This is a genomic window from Rhizobium brockwellii (assembly GCF_000769405.2).
In the GTDB taxonomy this organism is placed as follows: Bacteria; Pseudomonadota; Alphaproteobacteria; order Rhizobiales; family Rhizobiaceae; genus Rhizobium; species Rhizobium brockwellii.
This window is the reverse complement of sequence record NZ_CP053441.1, coordinates 263766-281805: the sequence shown is the minus strand read 5'-3', so window position 1 is coordinate 281805 and position 18040 is coordinate 263766. Positions and strand designations below refer to the sequence as shown.

General features: G+C 61.6%; 11 protein-coding genes, 1 pseudogene and 1 riboswitch. Of the genes and pseudogenes, 6 read left to right on the top strand and 6 right to left on the bottom strand.

The annotated features are described in order from the left end of the window. Positions 1-2 precede the first annotated feature (2 nt). From RLCC275e_RS29405 to RLCC275e_RS29380, 6 genes are all read right to left on the bottom strand, one after another. Positions 3-7973: a hemagglutinin repeat-containing protein gene (locus RLCC275e_RS29405; RefSeq protein WP_245485091.1), complete on the bottom strand. Its 7971-nt coding sequence runs from the start codon at positions 7971-7973 to the stop codon at positions 3-5. A gap of 96 nt (positions 7974-8069) precedes the next feature. Then, a complete protein-coding gene (locus RLCC275e_RS29400) occupies positions 8070-8624 on the bottom strand; it encodes a hypothetical protein (protein ID WP_033183620.1) in 555 nt (184 codons plus the stop codon). A gap of 45 nt (positions 8625-8669) precedes the next feature. Further along, positions 8670-9137: a hypothetical protein gene (locus RLCC275e_RS29395; protein ID WP_033183621.1), complete on the bottom strand. Its 468-nt coding sequence runs from the start codon at positions 9135-9137 to the stop codon at positions 8670-8672. An 11-nt stretch (positions 9138-9148) separates the two neighbouring features. Continuing rightward, positions 9149-10870, bottom strand: a complete 1722-nt coding sequence (locus RLCC275e_RS29390; protein WP_033183622.1) for a ShlB/FhaC/HecB family hemolysin secretion/activation protein — start codon at positions 10868-10870, stop codon at positions 9149-9151. A gap of 12 nt (positions 10871-10882) precedes the next feature. After that, positions 10883-11518 (bottom strand): invasion associated locus B family protein, encoded by a 636-nt coding sequence (locus tag RLCC275e_RS29385; protein WP_033183623.1) that lies wholly within the window; start codon positions 11516-11518, stop codon positions 10883-10885. Positions 11519-11698: 180 nt separating this feature from the next. Further along, entirely contained in the window at positions 11699-12139 is a 441-nt protein-coding gene (locus RLCC275e_RS29380; protein WP_165402869.1) for a hypothetical protein, read from the bottom strand. 72 nt (positions 12140-12211) lie between these two features. After that, a riboswitch (TPP riboswitch) is annotated at positions 12212-12308 on the top strand. Between the two features lie 50 nt (positions 12309-12358). Between RLCC275e_RS29380 and thiM the strand changes: the two genes are divergently transcribed. From thiM to RLCC275e_RS29350, 6 genes and pseudogenes are all read left to right on the top strand, one after another. Then, positions 12359-13162, top strand: coding sequence for a hydroxyethylthiazole kinase (gene thiM, locus RLCC275e_RS29375; RefSeq protein ID WP_033183624.1), 804 nt, complete (start codon positions 12359-12361; stop codon positions 13160-13162). After that, the gene (gene thiE / locus RLCC275e_RS29370; protein ID WP_033183625.1) at positions 13159-13794 is read left to right on the top strand and encodes a thiamine phosphate synthase; all 636 of its coding nucleotides are present in this window, start codon (positions 13159-13161) and stop codon (positions 13792-13794) included. Before thiM ends, thiE begins: the two co-directional genes overlap by 4 nt. Further along, entirely contained in the window at positions 13791-14600 is an 810-nt protein-coding gene (gene thiD / locus RLCC275e_RS29365; RefSeq protein WP_033183626.1) for a bifunctional hydroxymethylpyrimidine kinase/phosphomethylpyrimidine kinase, read from the top strand. Before thiE ends, thiD begins: the two co-directional genes overlap by 4 nt. A gap of 221 nt (positions 14601-14821) precedes the next feature. Further along, positions 14822-15302 (top strand): annotated as a pseudogene (locus RLCC275e_RS29360) (GNAT family N-acetyltransferase). A 24-nt stretch (positions 15303-15326) separates the two neighbouring features. Next, positions 15327-16349, top strand: coding sequence for a glycoside hydrolase family 3 N-terminal domain-containing protein (locus RLCC275e_RS29355; RefSeq protein WP_033183627.1), 1023 nt, complete (start codon positions 15327-15329; stop codon positions 16347-16349). A 43-nt stretch (positions 16350-16392) separates the two neighbouring features. Beyond that, positions 16393-18039 carry an ABC transporter substrate-binding protein gene (locus tag RLCC275e_RS29350; protein WP_130712269.1) on the top strand — a complete coding sequence of 549 codons (1647 nt, stop codon included), beginning with the start codon at positions 16393-16395 and terminating at the stop codon, positions 18037-18039. The last annotated feature ends 1 nt before the right edge of the window (position 18040 follow it).

The window sequence follows — 18040 nt, the reverse complement described above, 5'->3', positions numbered from 1 at the left end:
ATTTAGAATCCCGGATATTTTGCGTTTCGTAGTAATGTGGCGCCTTTGATCAGAGCTCGCTCATAGGCTGTCGGATTCTTTATTGCTGAAATCGAGTTAATCTTATTGATTAACGTGCCACCATTTTTTTCCAGCCCATAGTAGTTTATTAGAGTTTGCTCAACTGCCCTGGCGTCCTGTCTCGACAAATTAGAAAGACCAGGAATTTCTCTAATGACGATTTCTTTCGATCGCAGGTGTTCAATTCCCCGCCTTGCAACATCGTCTGTAATTCCAACGTATCGGACGGTACCGTCGATTTCGCAACTATAAACGCAAGTTTTCCCGCCGATAGTCTGCACCCGTTTCCACGGTTTTGGGCTGTCGATTGCCAGTGTTAGCGCTTCGACGAGCTTCGACAATGGCGTAACTCGGTATTCGTTTAGCTTCAATTGCTCCGCCGAGCTTAACTTACCTTGAGCGGCGAGCTGCTCCAGCATCGTCCACTGCAACGACAGCAATCCTGCAATGTCAGCGCCCAGCCATGCCTTGGCGGAATCATGAGAAGCACTGTTTTCCTGGAGTAGAGCGAGATCGATCTCCATCTTAGCGAGCAGGCCACGGCAGCTTTCAGCGTCACTCCGGCATGCCTCGATATAGCGGCCCTGGCGACTGGCCCAATCCGCTGCTCGCTGAGCCTCTACCCTCTCTTCACACGATGAATCGCCTTGGCATTCGCTCAGCTTCTTCTCGTATTCATCAAATTCCCTATGCGTGATGTAGTTGTACTTAAACGCATACCCTGCGTAAGCGGCGCCCTCTCCACCGCTGACGCTGGCCGCAAGGCCCTGTACCAGACTCGCGCTGATGATATTGATCAGCTGCTCGCCCTGGGCGGTGCCGGCAAGCGAAGTGCCGTTGACGATTTCGGCGACTAGGTCGCGGATGTGCGGGCCGAGCAGCGAAGACGTGGCTCCCCCAAGAGCGCCCCTGATCATACCGGAGACATCCGTGACGCCGCCGAGCAGACCGCCAGCCAACGCATGCAGCGCCGCGGGACCGGGACCACCTTCGGCCCAGAAAGCCCGCTCCTCGTCAGTGGTTGCCGCTTGCCTCCGCTTCAGCGCGAAGTCGCCAATGAACTTGGCGGCCTTGGCGGCGGCGTCCTGATAGAGTTCCTGCGTCTCCAACTGCTCACGCAGGATATCCTGCAGTTCGGGAATGCCCGGCAACGACGTGTTGGTGTTGCTGGTGTCACGGCGCAGATTCTCGAGGTTCTGCGTTTGGTGGGCGGGATCTGTGATGATGATCTGGCCCGGCGAGACGGCGGATAGCGCCTGACCCGTCGCACTTTCGCCATCATGCATGGGCGGGGCAAGGAGCGGTCCAGTGAGCGTCAACCCGCCACTATAGCTGTCGGCCTTCCATTTCGAATGGGTGTCGAGGTCGTTGAACTCTAGCGTGCCGGTCTCAAGCCAGTTTTGTATTGCCGGCGCCTGAGAGGTGATCAGCCCACCCGTCAGCGCCGTCTTGTTATTGACGGTGATATCGAAGCCGCCGGAACCGGCATGGATGCCGGATTGTTCGGAGACGATCGCGGCACTGCCGGTGGCCTTTTGCAAGGAGCCGCTCAGACTTGCCGGAGTGCCGCTGCCAAAACCGCCGCTGATGCCGAACTGATTGGCCTTTTGTGATGTCGTGTCGAGCTGGCTTTCAATAATCAGGTCGTGGCCGACATCGGCGGTGATACTCTCGCCGCTAACGACGGCGCCCTGCAGTCTGGTGTCATTGCCGGACTGGATGAACACGTCACCGGAGCCGACGACATGGCTGTTGACCTGGGTAACCGAGGAGCCGTTGGATGAGCCTTTGCCATAGTTGAAGCTGAGGCCGGGATTGACGAGATCGACTTGAACGCCGCCAGAGCTGTTCCTGGTGGAATTGTTGGTAGTCGCTTGAGCACTCTGCAGGATAACGTCCTGGCCGGCGATCAGCGCGATGTCGCCGGACTTGCCGTTCGGCATGCCATCGGCATCGTAGCCGGCAAGAATCTGTGCGCCATTGCCGAACAGATTGCCCGACGTCGCTTCGACGGTGACGGAATTGCCGCCCCGGATCGTGGTGGAAACCGGGTCTGAGCTGGAACCTTTCTCGCTGCTTTTGCTATACTGGAAGCCAGCGGTGAGCGAGGCCGAGGCAAACACGCTCGACTGTCCATTTTTGAGTTTGTCAAACTCACCGGCAGCGTCGTGATTGGTCAGGGCATCGAGTACCGAATAGGCTTCGATCCCGGCGATCGCTATGTGCGCAATGGATTTGCTGGCGCTGCCATCGCCGACCTTCGAAGCGGCTGCCACCGCGTTGCTCGCGGCGGAAACGAGACCCGAGGAAACCGACAGCGTCACGCCGGCAAAGAATTGCTCGTGCACACTCTCGTAATTCGACTTGTCTTCCGCACTGAGCAGATTGACGTCGCGCTCCGCAGTGATCGCAACATCGCGATCGGCTGCGACATCGGCGGCCTGCAGGTTGGCGTCGCGCCCAGCCTTGATCGCCAGGTCGTTGCCGGCGGAAAGGGTGGCCATCGCGTTGGTCTGAGAGCCTTGCTTCGTCGTGTCCGAGACGGAGGATACGCCGATGCCGACCGAGAATCCGCCGCTGCTCGAACCGAAGGAAATGCCAAAACCGGAGCGTTTTTCCTTTTCCTCCGAGGAGGCGCTTTCGGCGCCCGGCGTGATATTGACGTCGCGGGCCGCATCCAGCGTGATGTTATCCGTCGCGGAGATCTGCGAGCCGAGAATGTTGACATCGGTCTCGCGGGACTTGAGCGCTACATCAGTCCCAGCAGAAAGCACCGATGCCACATTCAGCGCGGAGGCCTGGCTGCCACTCTTCTGTTCCGCGCCCCAGAACGAAATGAAGCCGTCGCCCGAGCCGACGAAGAGGCCAGATTTCTTGCGCGTGATTTCAAGCTCATGCTGCTCGGCCGCACCGATGACTGAGACGCTGTCGCCCTCGACGGAAATCGAGCCGTCGGCATCCGCCTTCGAGCCCGCGATGACCGCCGCGCCGCCGGCATCCAGATTGATATTGCCGGATGCGCCAAGCTCGGAGGCAATGGTCGTCTCATCATAGCTCTTGTGGCTGGATGAGCCCTTGGAGAGGAAGCCGCTGCGCGAGCCCTTGTCATCCTTGGCACTGGTGTCCTTGCCGGAGGCGATGATGAGGTCGCCCTTGGTGGTGATGTTCAGGTTCGCAGCGCCGGCCTCATTACCGGCTTCGATCCTCGAGGCCGAGATGACCGTGTCCTTGCCGGATTCAATGTCGACGCCGCCACCGCCTGTGATGGCGGAACCGACGGCCGTGGTCGTTTCCAGATGGGTGGTCGTCTTCTCGCTGTTGCCGAGGAAACCGCCCTTGAGGCTGAGCTTGGTGTCGAGGGTCGCGGTGTCGGTGGCTTCGGCGATCGTCACGTCACCATCGGCCTTGAGACCGACCTTGCCGTCGGCGGTAAGCTTGCTGCCGACGATGTTGAGGTCGTGATCGCCGCTGCCGTTGCCTGCCGTCACCGAGAGGTCGCCGCCGGCGGATATCTCCGAGCCGACATGGGTGATCGACGAGGCGGATTTCTTGCCGAAGGAGGACTCGGAATGCTCCTGCGCGGCGGTGATGTTGATATCGTCGCCGGCGCTGAGCGCGACGTTGCCTTCAGCCTTGACGGAGGAGCCGGAGAGCAGGATGTCGTCGCCTGATTTGATCGTCGCATCCGTGCCGGCGGAAAGCTGCGATTGCTGCTGGTCGGTGGAGAGGGTCTTGGTGTAGCCGGATTGGTTGTTGCGGGCGACATCGGTCGACACCACGGCCACCGAGCCGTTGTCGGCGGTCACCTCGAGCGTCGTGCCCGCCTTGACGGAACTGCCGATGACGTTGACATTGTCGGTTGCCTTGATCGTCAGGCTACCGCCACTAGCAACCTGGCTGCCGGTGGCATTTTGTTGACCGCCATTGTCGACCTTGGCTGAATCCAACGTCACATTCTTGCCGGTGAGCGAGGCGTTGCCTGTGGCATTGACCAGAGCGCCGTTCAGCGTGAGGTCGGTCGCCGCGGCAATCGTCGCATCGCTGCCGGCGGTGACCGCGGCGTTCGGATTGACCATCGCCTGGCCGCCGAGATCCATGGATTGCGCCGTCAGAGTCAGCGCACCCGAGGAGGACAGCGAGACGTCGTTGCCGGCCTTGAATGTGCCGCCGTTCGAAGAAATCGAGGAGCCGGAAACGGAAAGATCGTTGGAGGCGACCATGGCGCCGGAATTGTTGATCGCGCCGCCCGCAACGGAGACCGATGCGCCTGACATCAGCGCGCCGGAGGCGGTCAGCTGCGCCGTTGCCGTGCTCGGGAGATAGACGACCGCCGCCAGCACCTCGATGCCATTGACCACCTGCTTCTGATAGAGGACGACCGGCTTCGTCAGCGCGGCGACCGCTTCGGGGGTGAGCGCCTGGCCAACCTGCAGATTGTGGTCGCTGGCGTACTTGACGCCATTGTCGAGCAGCGTCTTGACCTGCTCGGTGGCGTCGCTGCCGGGGATGAAGGAGCCCGGTCCCAGACCCTGGCCGGCAAGCTGCTGGATCTGCTTTTCAATCAGCTGGTTCTCGAAATAGGCATCGCCGAGGAAAGGAATCGTGCTGTCCGGCTGATAGCCGATTTTGTCCATGAAATAGCCGGAGCCATAGAAGGTGCCGACATCGAGGTAGGCCGCGCGCGTTTCGAACAGGAAGATCTGTCCTGGAATCGGGTCGCCGACGTCGCCGGATTGCGGGTTGGCCGGAGGCACAAGGTCCGCGTTGACGTTGAACAATGCGCCGCCGGCAGTCAGGCCGGAGAGCGCCGACAACGGATCGCCGGGATTGCTTGCGGCAGCGACGCTGGCGCCACCGGCCATCGAGCCGGCCGCAGACGTGTTGTTGACGCTGCTGTAATTGACGGAGAGTGCGCCGCCGGCCTTGATGTTGGCCGATACACCGCCGATCGCCTGGACGGAACTGACGATTGTCGAGCCGTTGGCGATATTCTTCGAGGGATTGGCAGTGCCATTGGCATTATAGGCGGTGCAGGCGCCCTGGGCATGGCAGGTTGTCGTCGTCGTGCGAAACAGGCTGACGCCGGTATTGGTCAGCGTTGAGCCCTTCAGCGTCGCGTCGCCGCCGGCCTCGATCGAGCTGTAGGAATTGCTGAGATTCGTGGCGTCGACCGTGAGGTTGCGGCTTGCCCGGATCGTCGCTTCCGGGCTGAGCGTGCCGACCAACCGGTCTTCGTAGACCGACTGGCTGAGATGGGATGACCAATCCCATGTGTAGGTGGTGCTTTCGTCTGAACCGCTGAAATTCACCTCGTCGACGATGAAATAGCGCGACGGGTTGTTGGGATCGACAACGGGATTGCCGTTCGCGTCCCTCGGCACGCGGGCCCTGATCCAGTCGATGATCGGCGTGACCTTTTCGGGTCCGTCGGCAGAGATCCAGGTCCAGGCGCGATAGGTCGTACCGTCGGCGAGCGTCGCCTTCGACCAGAGCAGAGGCTGATAATCCTGCCACAAGCCCGGATCGACGCCGGCATAGAGCTGGAACATGTTCTGATCTGCGGTCTCGAGATAGCCGAAAGGCAGGCCGGCGGCGACGGGGTTCAGCGTGAAGCCGCTGACGACACCTGAAGACACCAGCGTCCCCGTCGTCCATTGCGGTGTGGCGGCCCGCCTGTTGGTCAGATTGCTGGTGAGGATGGACATGTCGTTTCCAGCCTGGATCAGACCGGAAATATTGGTGACGCCAGCGTTCCTTTGTCCTGATGTCGTCCCGGCAATCTCAAGATCATTGCCGGCGAGGATGGCGCCCTGATCATTGGTGAGCACCCCGCCGATGAACAGGCCCGCGTCGTGGCCGGCATAGGCAAGGCCCGTGGCGCTGTTGGTGAAATTGCCGGAAATGTTGAGCGTCAGATCGTCGCCGGCGGCCAATTGGCCGGCATTGGTGAGAGACGGCAGCGTCAGCGTCAGGTCGTCGGCGGCGAGCAGCGCCGTGCTGACTGAGGTGGAGAGGCCGCCGGCGTTGATGTCGATGTCGCCGGAACCGCCGGCACCGGTGACGGCGTTGATGGTGGCGCCACTGAGATCGGCCGTGCCGGAGAGATTGAGGGCGAGGCCGCCGAGCGTCAGGCTGTTGTTGCTGAGATTGGCGCTATTGGCATTGAGCGTCAGCGTGCCGCCGGAGGTGATGTTGCTGGCTGCGCCATTGGAGAGATCGATATTGGTGGTAGTGAACGTCAGGTTGTCTGTGGCGCTGGTGGGATTGCCGTAGCTGATCTGGCCCGATGCCGTCAGTGCTGCGCTGCTGAGGCTCTGGAGCTTGATATAGGCGATATTCTGCGTTGCTGTGGCCGAAAGAGCGCCGCTGCTCATGAGCGCGTTGCCGGCGGTGATCGAACCGTTCGTGGCGGTAAGGCTCATGCTGCCCGTCTGCTGCAGCATCAGCGTGCCGTTGGCCGATTGTGCGGTGGCGGCGAGGTCGAGGCCGGCGGCGACGGTCGCGGCTGCGATCGAGCGGCCTGAAGCCGTGACGTTGCCCTTAGCGAGCATATCGCCCGATATGGCGATGTCGGCGCCGGCGGACAGCGTCAGATCGTTGCCGCTCACAAGCGAGGCTGCGGAGATCGAGCCCGATGTCGCCGTGATCGTCAGCGCGTCGGCGCCGTTGACGGCGCCGGCAACCTGGATGTCGCCCGAGGTGGCGGACAGGGCGAGCGCATTGCCGGCCACGACGCTGCCGGCCGCAATGCCGGCGGCCGACGACATCAGGACGTTGGCGGCGCTGTTGACCTCGCCGCCGACACTCAACAATCCGCTGCCGCTTGAAAGCACGATGTCGCCATCGGCGGCGACCGTATCGAGAGTGATGCCCTGATCCGCCTGAACGGCGACCTTTGCCTTCGACGTGACCTTGGCGGCGGTCACCTTCGCCTTCGAGGAGATCGACACGCCCTGCTCGCCGGAGACGTTGCCGAGCGAGATCTTGCCGTCGGCCGACAATGACAGCTCGTTGGCGTTGGCGGCAAGATTGCCGCTCATGCGCACGCCGGCGCCGTTTTCGGTGACGACCATCTTGATGCGGCCGGCCTGCATGGCGCCGAGCGCCGAACCGTCGATCGCGTATTCCGGTGTGCCGGACGTCGCCGCAAGCGGCGTGGCGTTGCCGGTGGCATAATCGAATTGATTACGGCCGGCCGTGACGCGAAGGTCCTTGCCATAAACCGGGCCGTTGACGTGCACGGAGCGCGAGACGATGTCGAAAAGGTCGACCGCGCCAGGCCCGGCGGCGAAGTTGCCGCCATTCGGTCCGATGGTGACATCGCCGCCGTTGACCGTGAAACCCTTCAGCGCGCCGTCCGCGCCGATATCGGGGACGCCTGTGGTTAGCGTTGCATGCGGCGTGTTGATGAAGCCGCAGCCGTCGCAGGTGATGCCGCTCGGATTGGCGATGACGACATCGGCTCGCGCGCCGAACACCTCGATCGCGCCGTTCAAGGCAGAGCGGTTGCCGCTGATGACCTCGTTGAGGATGACCGATGCCGGACCTGACGTGTTGAGATTGGCATTGCCCGGGGTGACGCCGCCGAGATTGGAATTGCCGATCTCGCCCTTGTAATTGTTGAGGATCAGCCCCGGCGTGCCGACGTTGAAATTGTCGTATTTGTTATGCGACAGGCCCTTGCTGTTCGGCGTGACGATGTCGATGAGCGGCACGCCGTTCGGGGCCGTACCGACGCCCGGCTGGTTGGCGGCCGGCGCCGTGGTGCTCGCAGAGACCGACTGGGCATTGGCAAGCATCGGCTGAAAAACCAGCAGCGCGCTGAGCACGATGGCAAGCGAGCGATTGGCAAATCTGCCGAGCCGGCAGCCAAGACCCCTCGCTTCAGAACCAAGATCGGTTTTCACACTCATCGTTTTGTCTTCCCAACGCACAACTCGTTTGTGTCTCAAAATCAATCGTGGCTCGGCGCCGCCTTGACTGCGGCAGCACCGAACCTCATCGCAGGACTATTTCTGGGTGAGCCAAGTCTTCACGTTGCGGGTGAAGGACTTGGACAGGCGCTGTGCCATGACATCAGGTGCGCCGGATGTTGTTGCCGCGTTGACGGCGACGGCGATGATCACGCCGTAACCGCTTCCGCGCATGGAAAGGTCTTCGCCATGGATGTTTTGCGCTTCGGCGATCAATTGCCCGGTCTTGGCATCCTCCAGCCGGACGGTTCCATCGATCATGCTGTCATGACCGCCGATGATCCGAGCCTCCTTGGTGGTGACGTCGAACACATGCAGCGTGACGACGAGCCTGCCCCGGTTAGGGCCGCCCGGCACGCCGATCAGTTCCTTGGTCATCGCAGCTTGAAGGGTGTGAACCGCCTCCGACAGCTGCTGGTCAGGCTTGTCGCCAAAACCGAATGTCTTGACGTCCGGTGCCAGTTCGATCCGGATCTCGCGCACCGACGTCCGCTGAAGGGCGGCGATCAGCCGGGGGTCTGTCCTCGTAGTGACACAGGACGCCAGGGTCGCCGCCAGCAGGAGAAGGCTTAGAAAACGCACGATACGCATACAAAACTCCGGAATTCGCTGATAAGATTCAAATGCCTGCGAAAATCAGTTTCGGTTGTCCGACGACGAGGCGGGCTTCGGCTTGCTGTCGAGATGTTTGTAGAGCTCGGTCAACTGGGACTTGGGCGCAGGGCACCCTTTTGATTTGGCAATGCTGGTCAGGACATTGTTCCTGTTGCGCAACGCATCGATCTCGACCTTTTCGGGGGATTTCGGATCCATGAAAAACAGCGCCGGCAAAAACAGAAGGACGCCGGTCGCGCCGAGGACGATGTTTTTGCCTTGCGCGTCCGTCCGCTCCTTCACTGTCGACGTGATCTGCCGTTCGTTCGCCTCGAATTCACGCGCGATGCCGGCGCAGTCGAAGGCGCTGTCGCTCGGGTTGGTCGAAGCGACCGGCCGGGCCTCCCGGCCGGCGCAGCCGGCAAGCGAGATGGAGAGGGCAAGGATCAGCGCTGTCGATCTTGAAAAGGTCTGAGTGCGATTATTCTTCGAAATATTGCCGGTGATCATTTTTGCTTCCGTTACCAATGAGTGGATGCGCTGAAATAAAAGAGCCCGCCGTCGACGTGGTCGAGGCTGCTTGCAACGATGTCGGAATAGCCGAGGTCGGCGCTGATATTGCCGCCGACAGCGCGGATACCGGCCGTCCAGCTGGCGAGGTCGCCCCCCGTCATGTCGAAGCGTTTTTGCGAATAGACGTGGCCGTAATCCAGGCCGAGGTAGGGGCGCAGTTCACCGAGGACCTTGGCGACTGCGTCGCCGCTTTCGTTGGATTTCGTTCTCCAGACAATCTCGTTGTGGCTGAACATGCCATTATTGCCGAAGAGCACGCTTTCGCGCGTGCCGCGGACATTGCTGTAGCTGCCGAGGGAAATCTGCTCGGCGCCGAGGAGATTGTCGGGGGAATATTGACCACTGAGCAGCGAAGTCAGCTCGAACTGCCGGCCGGCGGCCTGGAACGGCTGCGTCACGCTGATCGTGGCATTGAACTTTGAAAATCGTGGATCGGCGTTGCCGGCGCCGGGATCCCCTGGTTCCACGGCATCGAAGAGACCGAGCCCCTTGTCATAGCTGGCGTCGAACACCCAGATGCCGCCGAACATGCGGCGGGAATGGGAAATGCCAATCTCGCCGACCGTATACCGGCGGCTGCCGACCTCGATCAGATTGCCGAGCAAGAAGTTGTTCGTCTGCTTGTAGGTCAGGCTGCTGCGGACGGTGGTGATCGAATCCTTGTCGCGCAAGACGACGCGGTCGATGCCAAGGCCCGCCTGCCCCGAATTGCCCGAGGTCTCGAGGGTGCTGAAGTTGCCTTCGACCGCACTTTCATACTGGTACCAGGAGCCGTTTAGCGAAACAGTGGAGTAACCGTAGGGGACGCTGACGCTGCCGGAATAGCTGTTGCCATATCCCCGTCCGTCATTGCTCCATGGATAGCTCGGACCGCTATGCTCGTATGAAAAGTTCCACTGATCGTTGATATCGATGAGATCGTCGAAGGTCAGCGATGCCGAGCTCCTGGAAAAGCCGGTGCTTTCCTGCCCCATATTGTTGTTGCCGAGGGAGACATGCCAGGGCCAGCCCGGGCTGTTTTCGATATTCAGGATCGACGTTCCGTCCTTGGGGCCGGGCAGCATGGCGGATTTGGCGTCGTTGGCCTGTAGCCGGTTCATCTGGTCGAGCCCCTGCTCGATATCGCGGATATTGACGACCCGGCCGATCAGGCCCGGAAAGGCTGTCGCCAGCGAACTGCTGCCGGCGATTTTCTGGCCATTGAGATAGATGTCCGAGAGCGTGCCTTCGACGACGAGCAGGCGGAGGATCCTGGTCTTGCGGATATCCTGCTGCGGCACGTAGGCACGCGAGGTTGCATAACCATGATCGATATAGAGGTGCGTGACATCCCTGAGGACCGCATTGATCTCCGCAAGACCGACGCATCGGCTGCCGTAAGGTGCCGTCACCTTGCCGATCTCCTGCGCCGATAGCAGATTTGCCCCATCGATCTCGACGCGCATGATGTCGAAACAGGCAGCATTTGCCTGGCTAGCCGGCAAAGAGCCGTTTTCCGTGTCCGCACTGCCGCCTGGTGTTGCGCGACGCAGGGCATCCAGCCGCTGCGACTGAAACTTGTCTTCCTGACGGCGGTTAAAATCGTCGGCCGGCGATTGTGCATATGCGGGGACGGCACCCATAACGAGGACAGCGCCGGCGACCAGGAAGGATCGAATGTCTGTGGTCATTTTGAAATTCGGCTACTTCACGGCAATGGACTGGAGTTCGTCGAGGGCCGGTTTCAGCCCTTTCAGCGAGAAACGGATATTGACGTCCTGGCCGTTCATCAGCCGCACCAGCCCTTCGGCGCTCGAGCCCTTCTTCAGCGCCGCGGCCGTCTTCGTATCCAGCGCCTGCTGCGCCCAGCATCCGGACTGGTTGCAGTTGCGATAATCGAGTTTGGCGACGGGCTTGCCGTCGGCCTTGATCGACAGGCCGGAGGGCAGGAAGACGTTGAGCGGCAGAAGGACCGTCAGCATCAGCCGCGGCTTGCCCTTGTCGCCCTTGTCCTTGCCCTTGCCGGCAGAACCGGCCGGCGACGCGGCGATTGCCAGCGTCAGGATATTGACGGGTTTGCCGTCTTTGGCGACTTGCGCGACCTGTGCGACTTCGCAAGCCTCACTGCCTGCCGAACCCGTGCAGCGATAATACCAGTCGTCGAATTTCTGAGATTTCATGGCCGGCGCCGGTTGAGCTGGCGCCGGCACCTGTTCCGGTCCTTGCTCGGCTGGAACAGCCGATTGTGAAAAAGCCGGGTTGGCACAAGCGATGAATATCAAAACGGGGGCGATAGTCCGAAGGCCCCGCGTCATGCCGATTTTCAAAAATTTGCTCATTTAAAATACAACTTCAGGAAGATTTTATTCACGTGTAGACCCGTATCGCTACAATCTATCATTTCGTCAACCTGAGCGTGTCAGCACGGTAAAGTTTCCGTTAGATATTTACTTCACGTTCTGGGAGATTAAGTCTTGCGCTCGGCCGAGACTGGCCCTCATCGAATTCGCCAAGAGATTTCAACGCTCGAATAAAACCGATTGGCGAGGACCATGAGACGACGCGCAACTTACGCGAAGCTGTCCACGTGCCCGTTTGCATTGAAAATTCGATAGATGAACGGATAGGATGAATAATTCAGAACTATCCCCACTGCTGCGAAGTCTTGAAAAGATGAGCCTCATTCCTGCGAAGAAAAGAGCCTCTCCGACGTCCGGGTTTTTCCCGATGCCACTCACAAATACAGAGATGTATTTTAGAAATTCATTGCACCCACGGTTGCCATTGTTATCCTTCTCGAAAAACGAGAGGCCAGCCGCATGGCAAAACGGCAACGACGAGGGCAGCCCGGAACAGAACCGGCGGACGACATTCGGGAAAACCTGGTCAAGACCCGAATCGGCGGCGATCTCTCGTCCTTCATGAAAGGCGATCCAGACCCATAAATCATCCATAGCCATCGTGCGCCGCGTCGGTCGCATGATTGTCATTTTCGAGGTGACATCTGCCCCGTTCTCTGCGAAAAAGAGCGCGATGAGAGACAGGGGCGTTCGTCGACAGACGGGCTGAGAAGCACCCTTCGAACCTGAACCGGATAATGCCGGCGGAGGGAGTCGCTCGGGGTTGCGGCTTAGCCCGCACGAACCGCCCCGTGCCCGCCCCCGCCTGAAAGGGGCCATATGCAGACCAAGACTACACCCGGAGCGATGCTGAAGGCGATGCGCGAGAAGCCGCCGCTCGTTCAGTGCATCACCAATTACGTCGCCATGAACATTGCCGCAAATGTTCTGCTTGCCGCGGGCGCCTCGCCCGCCATGGTGCATGCTGCGGAAGAAGCCGGCGAATTCGCCGGGATCGCCAGTGCGCTGACCATCAATATCGGCACGCTGTCGACGCAATGGATCGACGGTATGCAGGCGGCGGCAAAGGCTGCGACATCCGCCGGCAAGCCGTGGGTGCTCGATCCTGTCGCTCACTATGCCACGGCTTTCCGCCGCAACGCGGTCGCCGACCTCCTGGCGCTGCGTCCGACCGTCATCCGCGGCAACGCTTCCGAGATCATCGCGCTTGCCGGCGGAGAGAGCCGCGGCCAAGGCGTCGACAGCCGCGATCCGGTCGAGCAGGCGGAAGGTGCGGCGCGATGGCTGGCTGAGCGTCAGAGGGCGGTCGTCGCCGTGACCGGCGCCGTGGATTTCGTCACCGACGGCGAGCGAGCGGTGCGCATCGAAGGCGGATCGGCCTTGATGCCGCAAGTCACCGCGCTCGGCTGCTCGCTCACCTGCCTCGTCGGCGCCTTTGCTGCGACCGCACCCGAAGACACCTTCGGCGCGACGGTTGCTGCGCTTTCAACCTTCGCCATCGCCGGCGAGGAGGCGGCACTTGGGGCGGCCGGCCCCGGCTCCTTCTCCTGGCGCTTCCTCGATGCGCTGGCCGCGCTCGACGCCGAAACGCTTGACGCCAGGGCAAGGATATCGGCGGCATGAAGGCTTTCGACCTTTCGCTCTATCTCGTCCTCGACCCCGATCTCTGCGCGGGGATCGGCATGGTCGAAACGGCGCGACTTGCCGTTGCCGGCGGCGCGACCATAGTGCAGCTGCGTGACAAACATGCCGGCACCATCGGGATGATCGAGACCGGCCGCGCCTTGAAACAGGCGCTGGATGGGACCGGCGCCCTGCTCATCGTCAACGATGACGTCGAGGCGGCCATCGCCATCGGCGCTGACGGCCTGCATATCGGCCAGGAAGACATGGGTGCGCGCAGAGCGCGGACGATGATCGGCCCCGATATGATCCTCGGCCTGTCGGTCGAGACCGCGGCGCTCGCCAGCACCGTCGATCCGGATCTCATCGACTACACCGGCGTCGGGCCGGTGTTTGCGACACCGACCAAGGCCGACCACAAACAGCCGATCGGCTTTGATGGACTTGCAAGGCTGGTAAAGGCCTCGCCGGTGCCGTCGGTGGCGATCGGCGGGCTCAAGGCGGATCATGTCGCCCAAGTGTTCGCCGCCGGCGCCGAGGGGCTTGCCGTCGTTTCCGCCATCTGCGGCACGCCCGATCCTGAAGCGGCCACGCGCCGCATCGCTGCAGAAATTCGAAAGGTGCGCGCATGATCCGCAACGTTCTCTCGATCGCCGGCTCTGATCCCTCAGGCGGCGCCGGCATCCAGGCCGATCTCAAGGCCTTTTCCGCCCGCGGCGTCTACGGCATGGCGGTGCTGACCGCGCTGACGGCGCAGAACACGCAAGGGGTGAGCGGTGTGCATCTGGTACCGCCGCAATTCGTCGCCGACCAGATCAATACCGTCTTTGCCGATGTCCGCGTCGATGCCGTCAAGATCGGCATGATCGCCAATGCCGGCATCGCCGACGCCGTTGCCGGTGCGCTGACTGACCACCGCGACATTCCGATCGTCATCGACCCGGTCATGATCGCCAAGGGTGGAGCCGCCCTGCTTGCGCCTGAAGCGGTCGACGTACTGACCCGGCGGCTGCTGCCGCTTGCCACGCTGCTGACCCCGAACCTGCCCGAAGCCGCCGCCCTGCTGCACCAGCCGGTGGCGACAAACCGGGCGGAGATGGCGGCGCAGGCAGAGCGCTTGCGGGCGCTTGGCCCGGCCGCAGTGCTGGTCAAGGGCGGCCATCTCGACAGCGACGAGAGCCCTGACGTGCTTGCCACGGCCGCCGGCCTGCACTGGTTCGAAGCCAGGCGCGTGCCGACCAAGAACACCCACGGCACCGGCTGCACGCTGTCCAGCGCGCTGGCGGCCGCGCTCGCCAAGGGCGCCTCGGCGCGGGAGGCCGTCGCCATCGCCAAGGATTACCTCGCCGGCGCGGTCGCGGCTGCCGGAAGTCTCACCGTCGGCTCCGGCCACGGCCCAGTGCAGCATTTTCATGTGCTCTGGAAAGACGGCGAATAAGCGCACGCTCAGCGAACATGCCGCCAATCGAAAACGGCCCGGCCTGCCCGGGCCGTTTTTTTGCGTTCGGCACCTACCTTGCGTTGAAGCCGCCGGGGCAGCGGCGGGTCGTCCCTTTGCCCCTTTGAAAAACCCTGTTGACAAGCCCGGCCAGATGGCCAAGTCTATGACACTAAAAGGGGATACATTCCGCAATAACGGAATAACTGGAGGAATGACAGGTGCCAGACCTGCTTGTGAGCTTATACTCCACTGAGCTCGCCGACCTGAAACAGAAGGCCGACCATGTCGGCGTCTCCATCCGTCCGGCCCTCCCCCCCGGAACTGCATCTCATCGCCAACTGGGTTCGCGAACAGTTCAGCGAGAACTGGGCAAGCGAAGTCACAGTCGCCTTCTCTCGCCAGCCAGTCGCCTGCCTGATATCAGTCGAAGGCGGCAAGCTGCTGGGCTTTGCCTGTTATGACACGACGGCGCGGGGCTTCTTCGGCCCGACCGGCGTCGACCCGCAAGCGCGCGGCAAAGGCATCGGGCTCGCCCTTTTTTCCGCCTGCCTTCAGACCATGAAAACGCTCGGCCACGCCTATGCCTTCATCGGCGATGCCGGCCCGGTCGATTTCTACGCCAAGACCGCAGGCGCAACCGTCATCCCCGCCCCCGACAAGGGCATCTACGAAGGCATGCTGAGAAGCACGCCGAAATGACCATCTGATCCCGGAGTTACAGAATTGTCCTCGACCCCGCTCGCTCTTTTCGTCGGCCTTCCAAATCCCACTATTTCGGATGATGAATTCGCCCTCTTTCGCGAAACCAATCCACTCGGCCTGTTCGTCGGCCGGCGCAATCAGCGCGAGCCGGAGCAGACGAGGCGGCTGATCGACCGCTTCCGCGAAGCCGTCGGCCGCGACGACGCGCCTGTCTTCACCGACCAGGAAGGCGGCCGCGTCCAGCATCTCGATGCCGGCCCCTGGCCGCTCTTCCGCAGCTTCGGCCAGTTTGCCGAACTTGCGCGCCGTGATTTCGATCTCGGCAAAAAAGCATTGCGCCTTTCCTCCCGGGCCATGGGCGCGATGATGACGGAACTCGGCCTTTCCAGCGGCTGCTCGCCCGTTCTCGACCTCGTCTTCGAGACGACGAGCGCGGTCATCGGCGCCCGCTCCTTCGGCCCTGATCCCGATTTCATCGCTGCCCTCGGCCGCGAGGTGGTCGATGGCCTGCTCGAGACCGGCAACATGCCTGTTATCAAGCACATTCCCGGCCATGGCCGCGCGACGCTCGACTCCCACAAAGAGCGTCCGGTGGTCGACGCCAGCCGCGAGACGCTCACCGCGACCGATTTCAAACCCTTCGTGGCGCTGAAGGATACGCCCTGGGCGATGGTCGCCCATGTCGTCTACTCGGCCTATGACGCCGCGCTGCCGGCGTCCGTCTCGCCTGTTATGCACGAGGTGATCCGCAAGGAGATGGGCTATGAGGGCGTGCTGATATCAGACTGCATCTTCATGCAGTCGCTCTCCGGCACCCTGCCCGAACGCGTCAAACAGGTGCTCGACGCAGGCTTCGACATCGCGCTCCACAGCCACGGCGACATCCCGGAAAGCGAAGCTGCCGCCAAGGCCGCCCGCCCGCTGACGGAAGCCGCCCTCAAGCGCATCGCCGCCGGCAAGGCTCGCCTCGGCAATCTCAAGATCGATGTCCGCGCTGCCCATGCAGAAGTCGAAGACATGTTTGCAAGCGCGCTGGTCTCCTGACCGGCACGTCATCTCTCACCGGATAAGAAAAGGGGAATAAGACATGAAAAAATATCTTCTTGCAGCCGCAGCACTGACGCTGCTTTCGGGATCCGCCGTGGCGCAGACGATCCTCACAGTGAATATCGAACCGGCGACGACCTGGGTTCGCAACTTCAATCCGTTCAACCAGACGTCGTCGCGCCAGTCCACGCTCGACTTCATCTACGAGCCGCTGGTCGTCTTCAATCGCTTCGACAGCAACAAGCCGGTCTATCGCCTGGCTGAAAGCTTCAAACTCTCCGACGACCTGAAGAGCATCGATTTCAAGCTGCGCCCGAACCTGAAATGGTCGGATGGTAAGCCGCTGACCGCAGCCGACGTCAAGTTCACCTATGATTACCTGAAGAAGTTCCCGGCGCTCGACTTCGTCAGCATCTGGACCTTCATCACCGATGTCCAGGCCGTCGACGGCCAGACGGTACGTTTCACGCTCGCCAATCCGAGCTCGCTTGCGGCCGAGCAGATCTCGCAGCTGCCGATCGTTCCGGAACATGTCTGGAAGGACGTCGCCGATCCGGTCACCTTCGCCAACGAGACCCCGGTCGGCAGCGGCCCGCTAACGGAGGTGCCTCGTTTCACCGGCCAGACCTACGATCAGTGCCGCAACCCGAACTACTGGGATAACGAGCACCTGAAGGTCGATTGCATGCGCTTCCCGCAGCTTGCCGACAACAACCAGATGCTGACGGCAACGGCCGACGGCACGCTCGACTGGGGCGTCTCCTTCATTCCCGATATCGACAATGTCTATGTTTCCAAGGATCCGGCGCATTTCCACTACTGGTATTCGCCAAGCAGCATGGTCGCCTTCCTGTTCAACCTGGAAACGGCGAACGAGAACAACAAGAAGGCCTTCAACGATCTGAAGTTCCGCCGGGCCGTCTCGATGGCGCTCGACCGCAAGACGATGATCGACGTCGCCGGCTACGGCTATCCGACGCTGAACGAAGATCCCGGCCTGATGGGCGAGCTCTACAAGAGCTGGGCGGACCCCTCCGCCAAGGCCGACTTCGGCAAATTCGCAACCTATGATGCCGATGCCGCCAAGGCCATGCTCGACGAGGCGGGCTACAAGGACAAGGACGGCGACGGTTTCCGCGACAATCCCGACGGCACCAAGATCTCCTTCTCGATTATCGTCCCGAGCGCCTGGACCGACTGGATCGACACCGTCAACCTCGCCGTCGAAGGCATGCAGGCGGTCGGCATCGACGCCAAGATCGAAACGCCGGAGGAAGCCGTCTGGACCGGCAACCTCATCAACGGCACCTTCGATGCGGCGATCAACAGCCTGCCGGCATCGGCTTCGCCCTATTACCCCTACAAGCGCGCCTTCAGTGCTTCGGACAAGGGCAAGACCCGCTTCACCGCGCAGCGCTGGTTCAACCCGGAGGTCGAAAAACTCGTCACCGAGTTCACCCAGACCGCCGATCTAGCCAAGCAAAAGGACGCGATGAACAAGGCGCAGCGCATCGTCGCCGAAAACATGCCTTTGATTCCGGTGTTCAACAATCCGAACTGGTATCAGTACAACACCAAGCGCTTCACCGGCTGGTCGACCAAGGAAAACCCCTTCGTCAATCCGTCGATCTCGCGGACCAATCCGGCACGCCTGCTGAACCTCCTGGCCCTCGAGCCGGTCAAGTAAG

Coding starts and splice junctions, on each gene's coding strand:
- RLCC275e_RS29405 (WP_245485091.1), bottom strand. CDS start 7,973: ATGAGTGTGAAAACCGATCTTGGTTCTGAAGCGAGGGGTCTTGGCTGC.
- RLCC275e_RS29400 (WP_033183620.1), bottom strand. CDS start 8,624: ATGCGTATCGTGCGTTTTCTAAGCCTTCTCCTGCTGGCGGCGACCCTG.
- RLCC275e_RS29395 (WP_033183621.1), bottom strand. CDS start 9,137: ATGATCACCGGCAATATTTCGAAGAATAATCGCACTCAGACCTTTTCA.
- RLCC275e_RS29390 (WP_033183622.1), bottom strand. CDS start 10,870: ATGACCACAGACATTCGATCCTTCCTGGTCGCCGGCGCTGTCCTCGTT.
- RLCC275e_RS29385 (WP_033183623.1), bottom strand. CDS start 11,518: ATGAGCAAATTTTTGAAAATCGGCATGACGCGGGGCCTTCGGACTATC.
- RLCC275e_RS29380 (WP_165402869.1), bottom strand. CDS start 12,139: ATGGCTATGGATGATTTATGGGTCTGGATCGCCTTTCATGAAGGACGA.
- thiM (WP_033183624.1), top strand. CDS start 12,359: ATGCAGACCAAGACTACACCCGGAGCGATGCTGAAGGCGATGCGCGAG.
- thiE (WP_033183625.1), top strand. CDS start 13,159: ATGAAGGCTTTCGACCTTTCGCTCTATCTCGTCCTCGACCCCGATCTC.
- thiD (WP_033183626.1), top strand. CDS start 13,791: ATGATCCGCAACGTTCTCTCGATCGCCGGCTCTGATCCCTCAGGCGGC.
- RLCC275e_RS29350 (WP_130712269.1), top strand. CDS start 16,393: ATGAAAAAATATCTTCTTGCAGCCGCAGCACTGACGCTGCTTTCGGGA.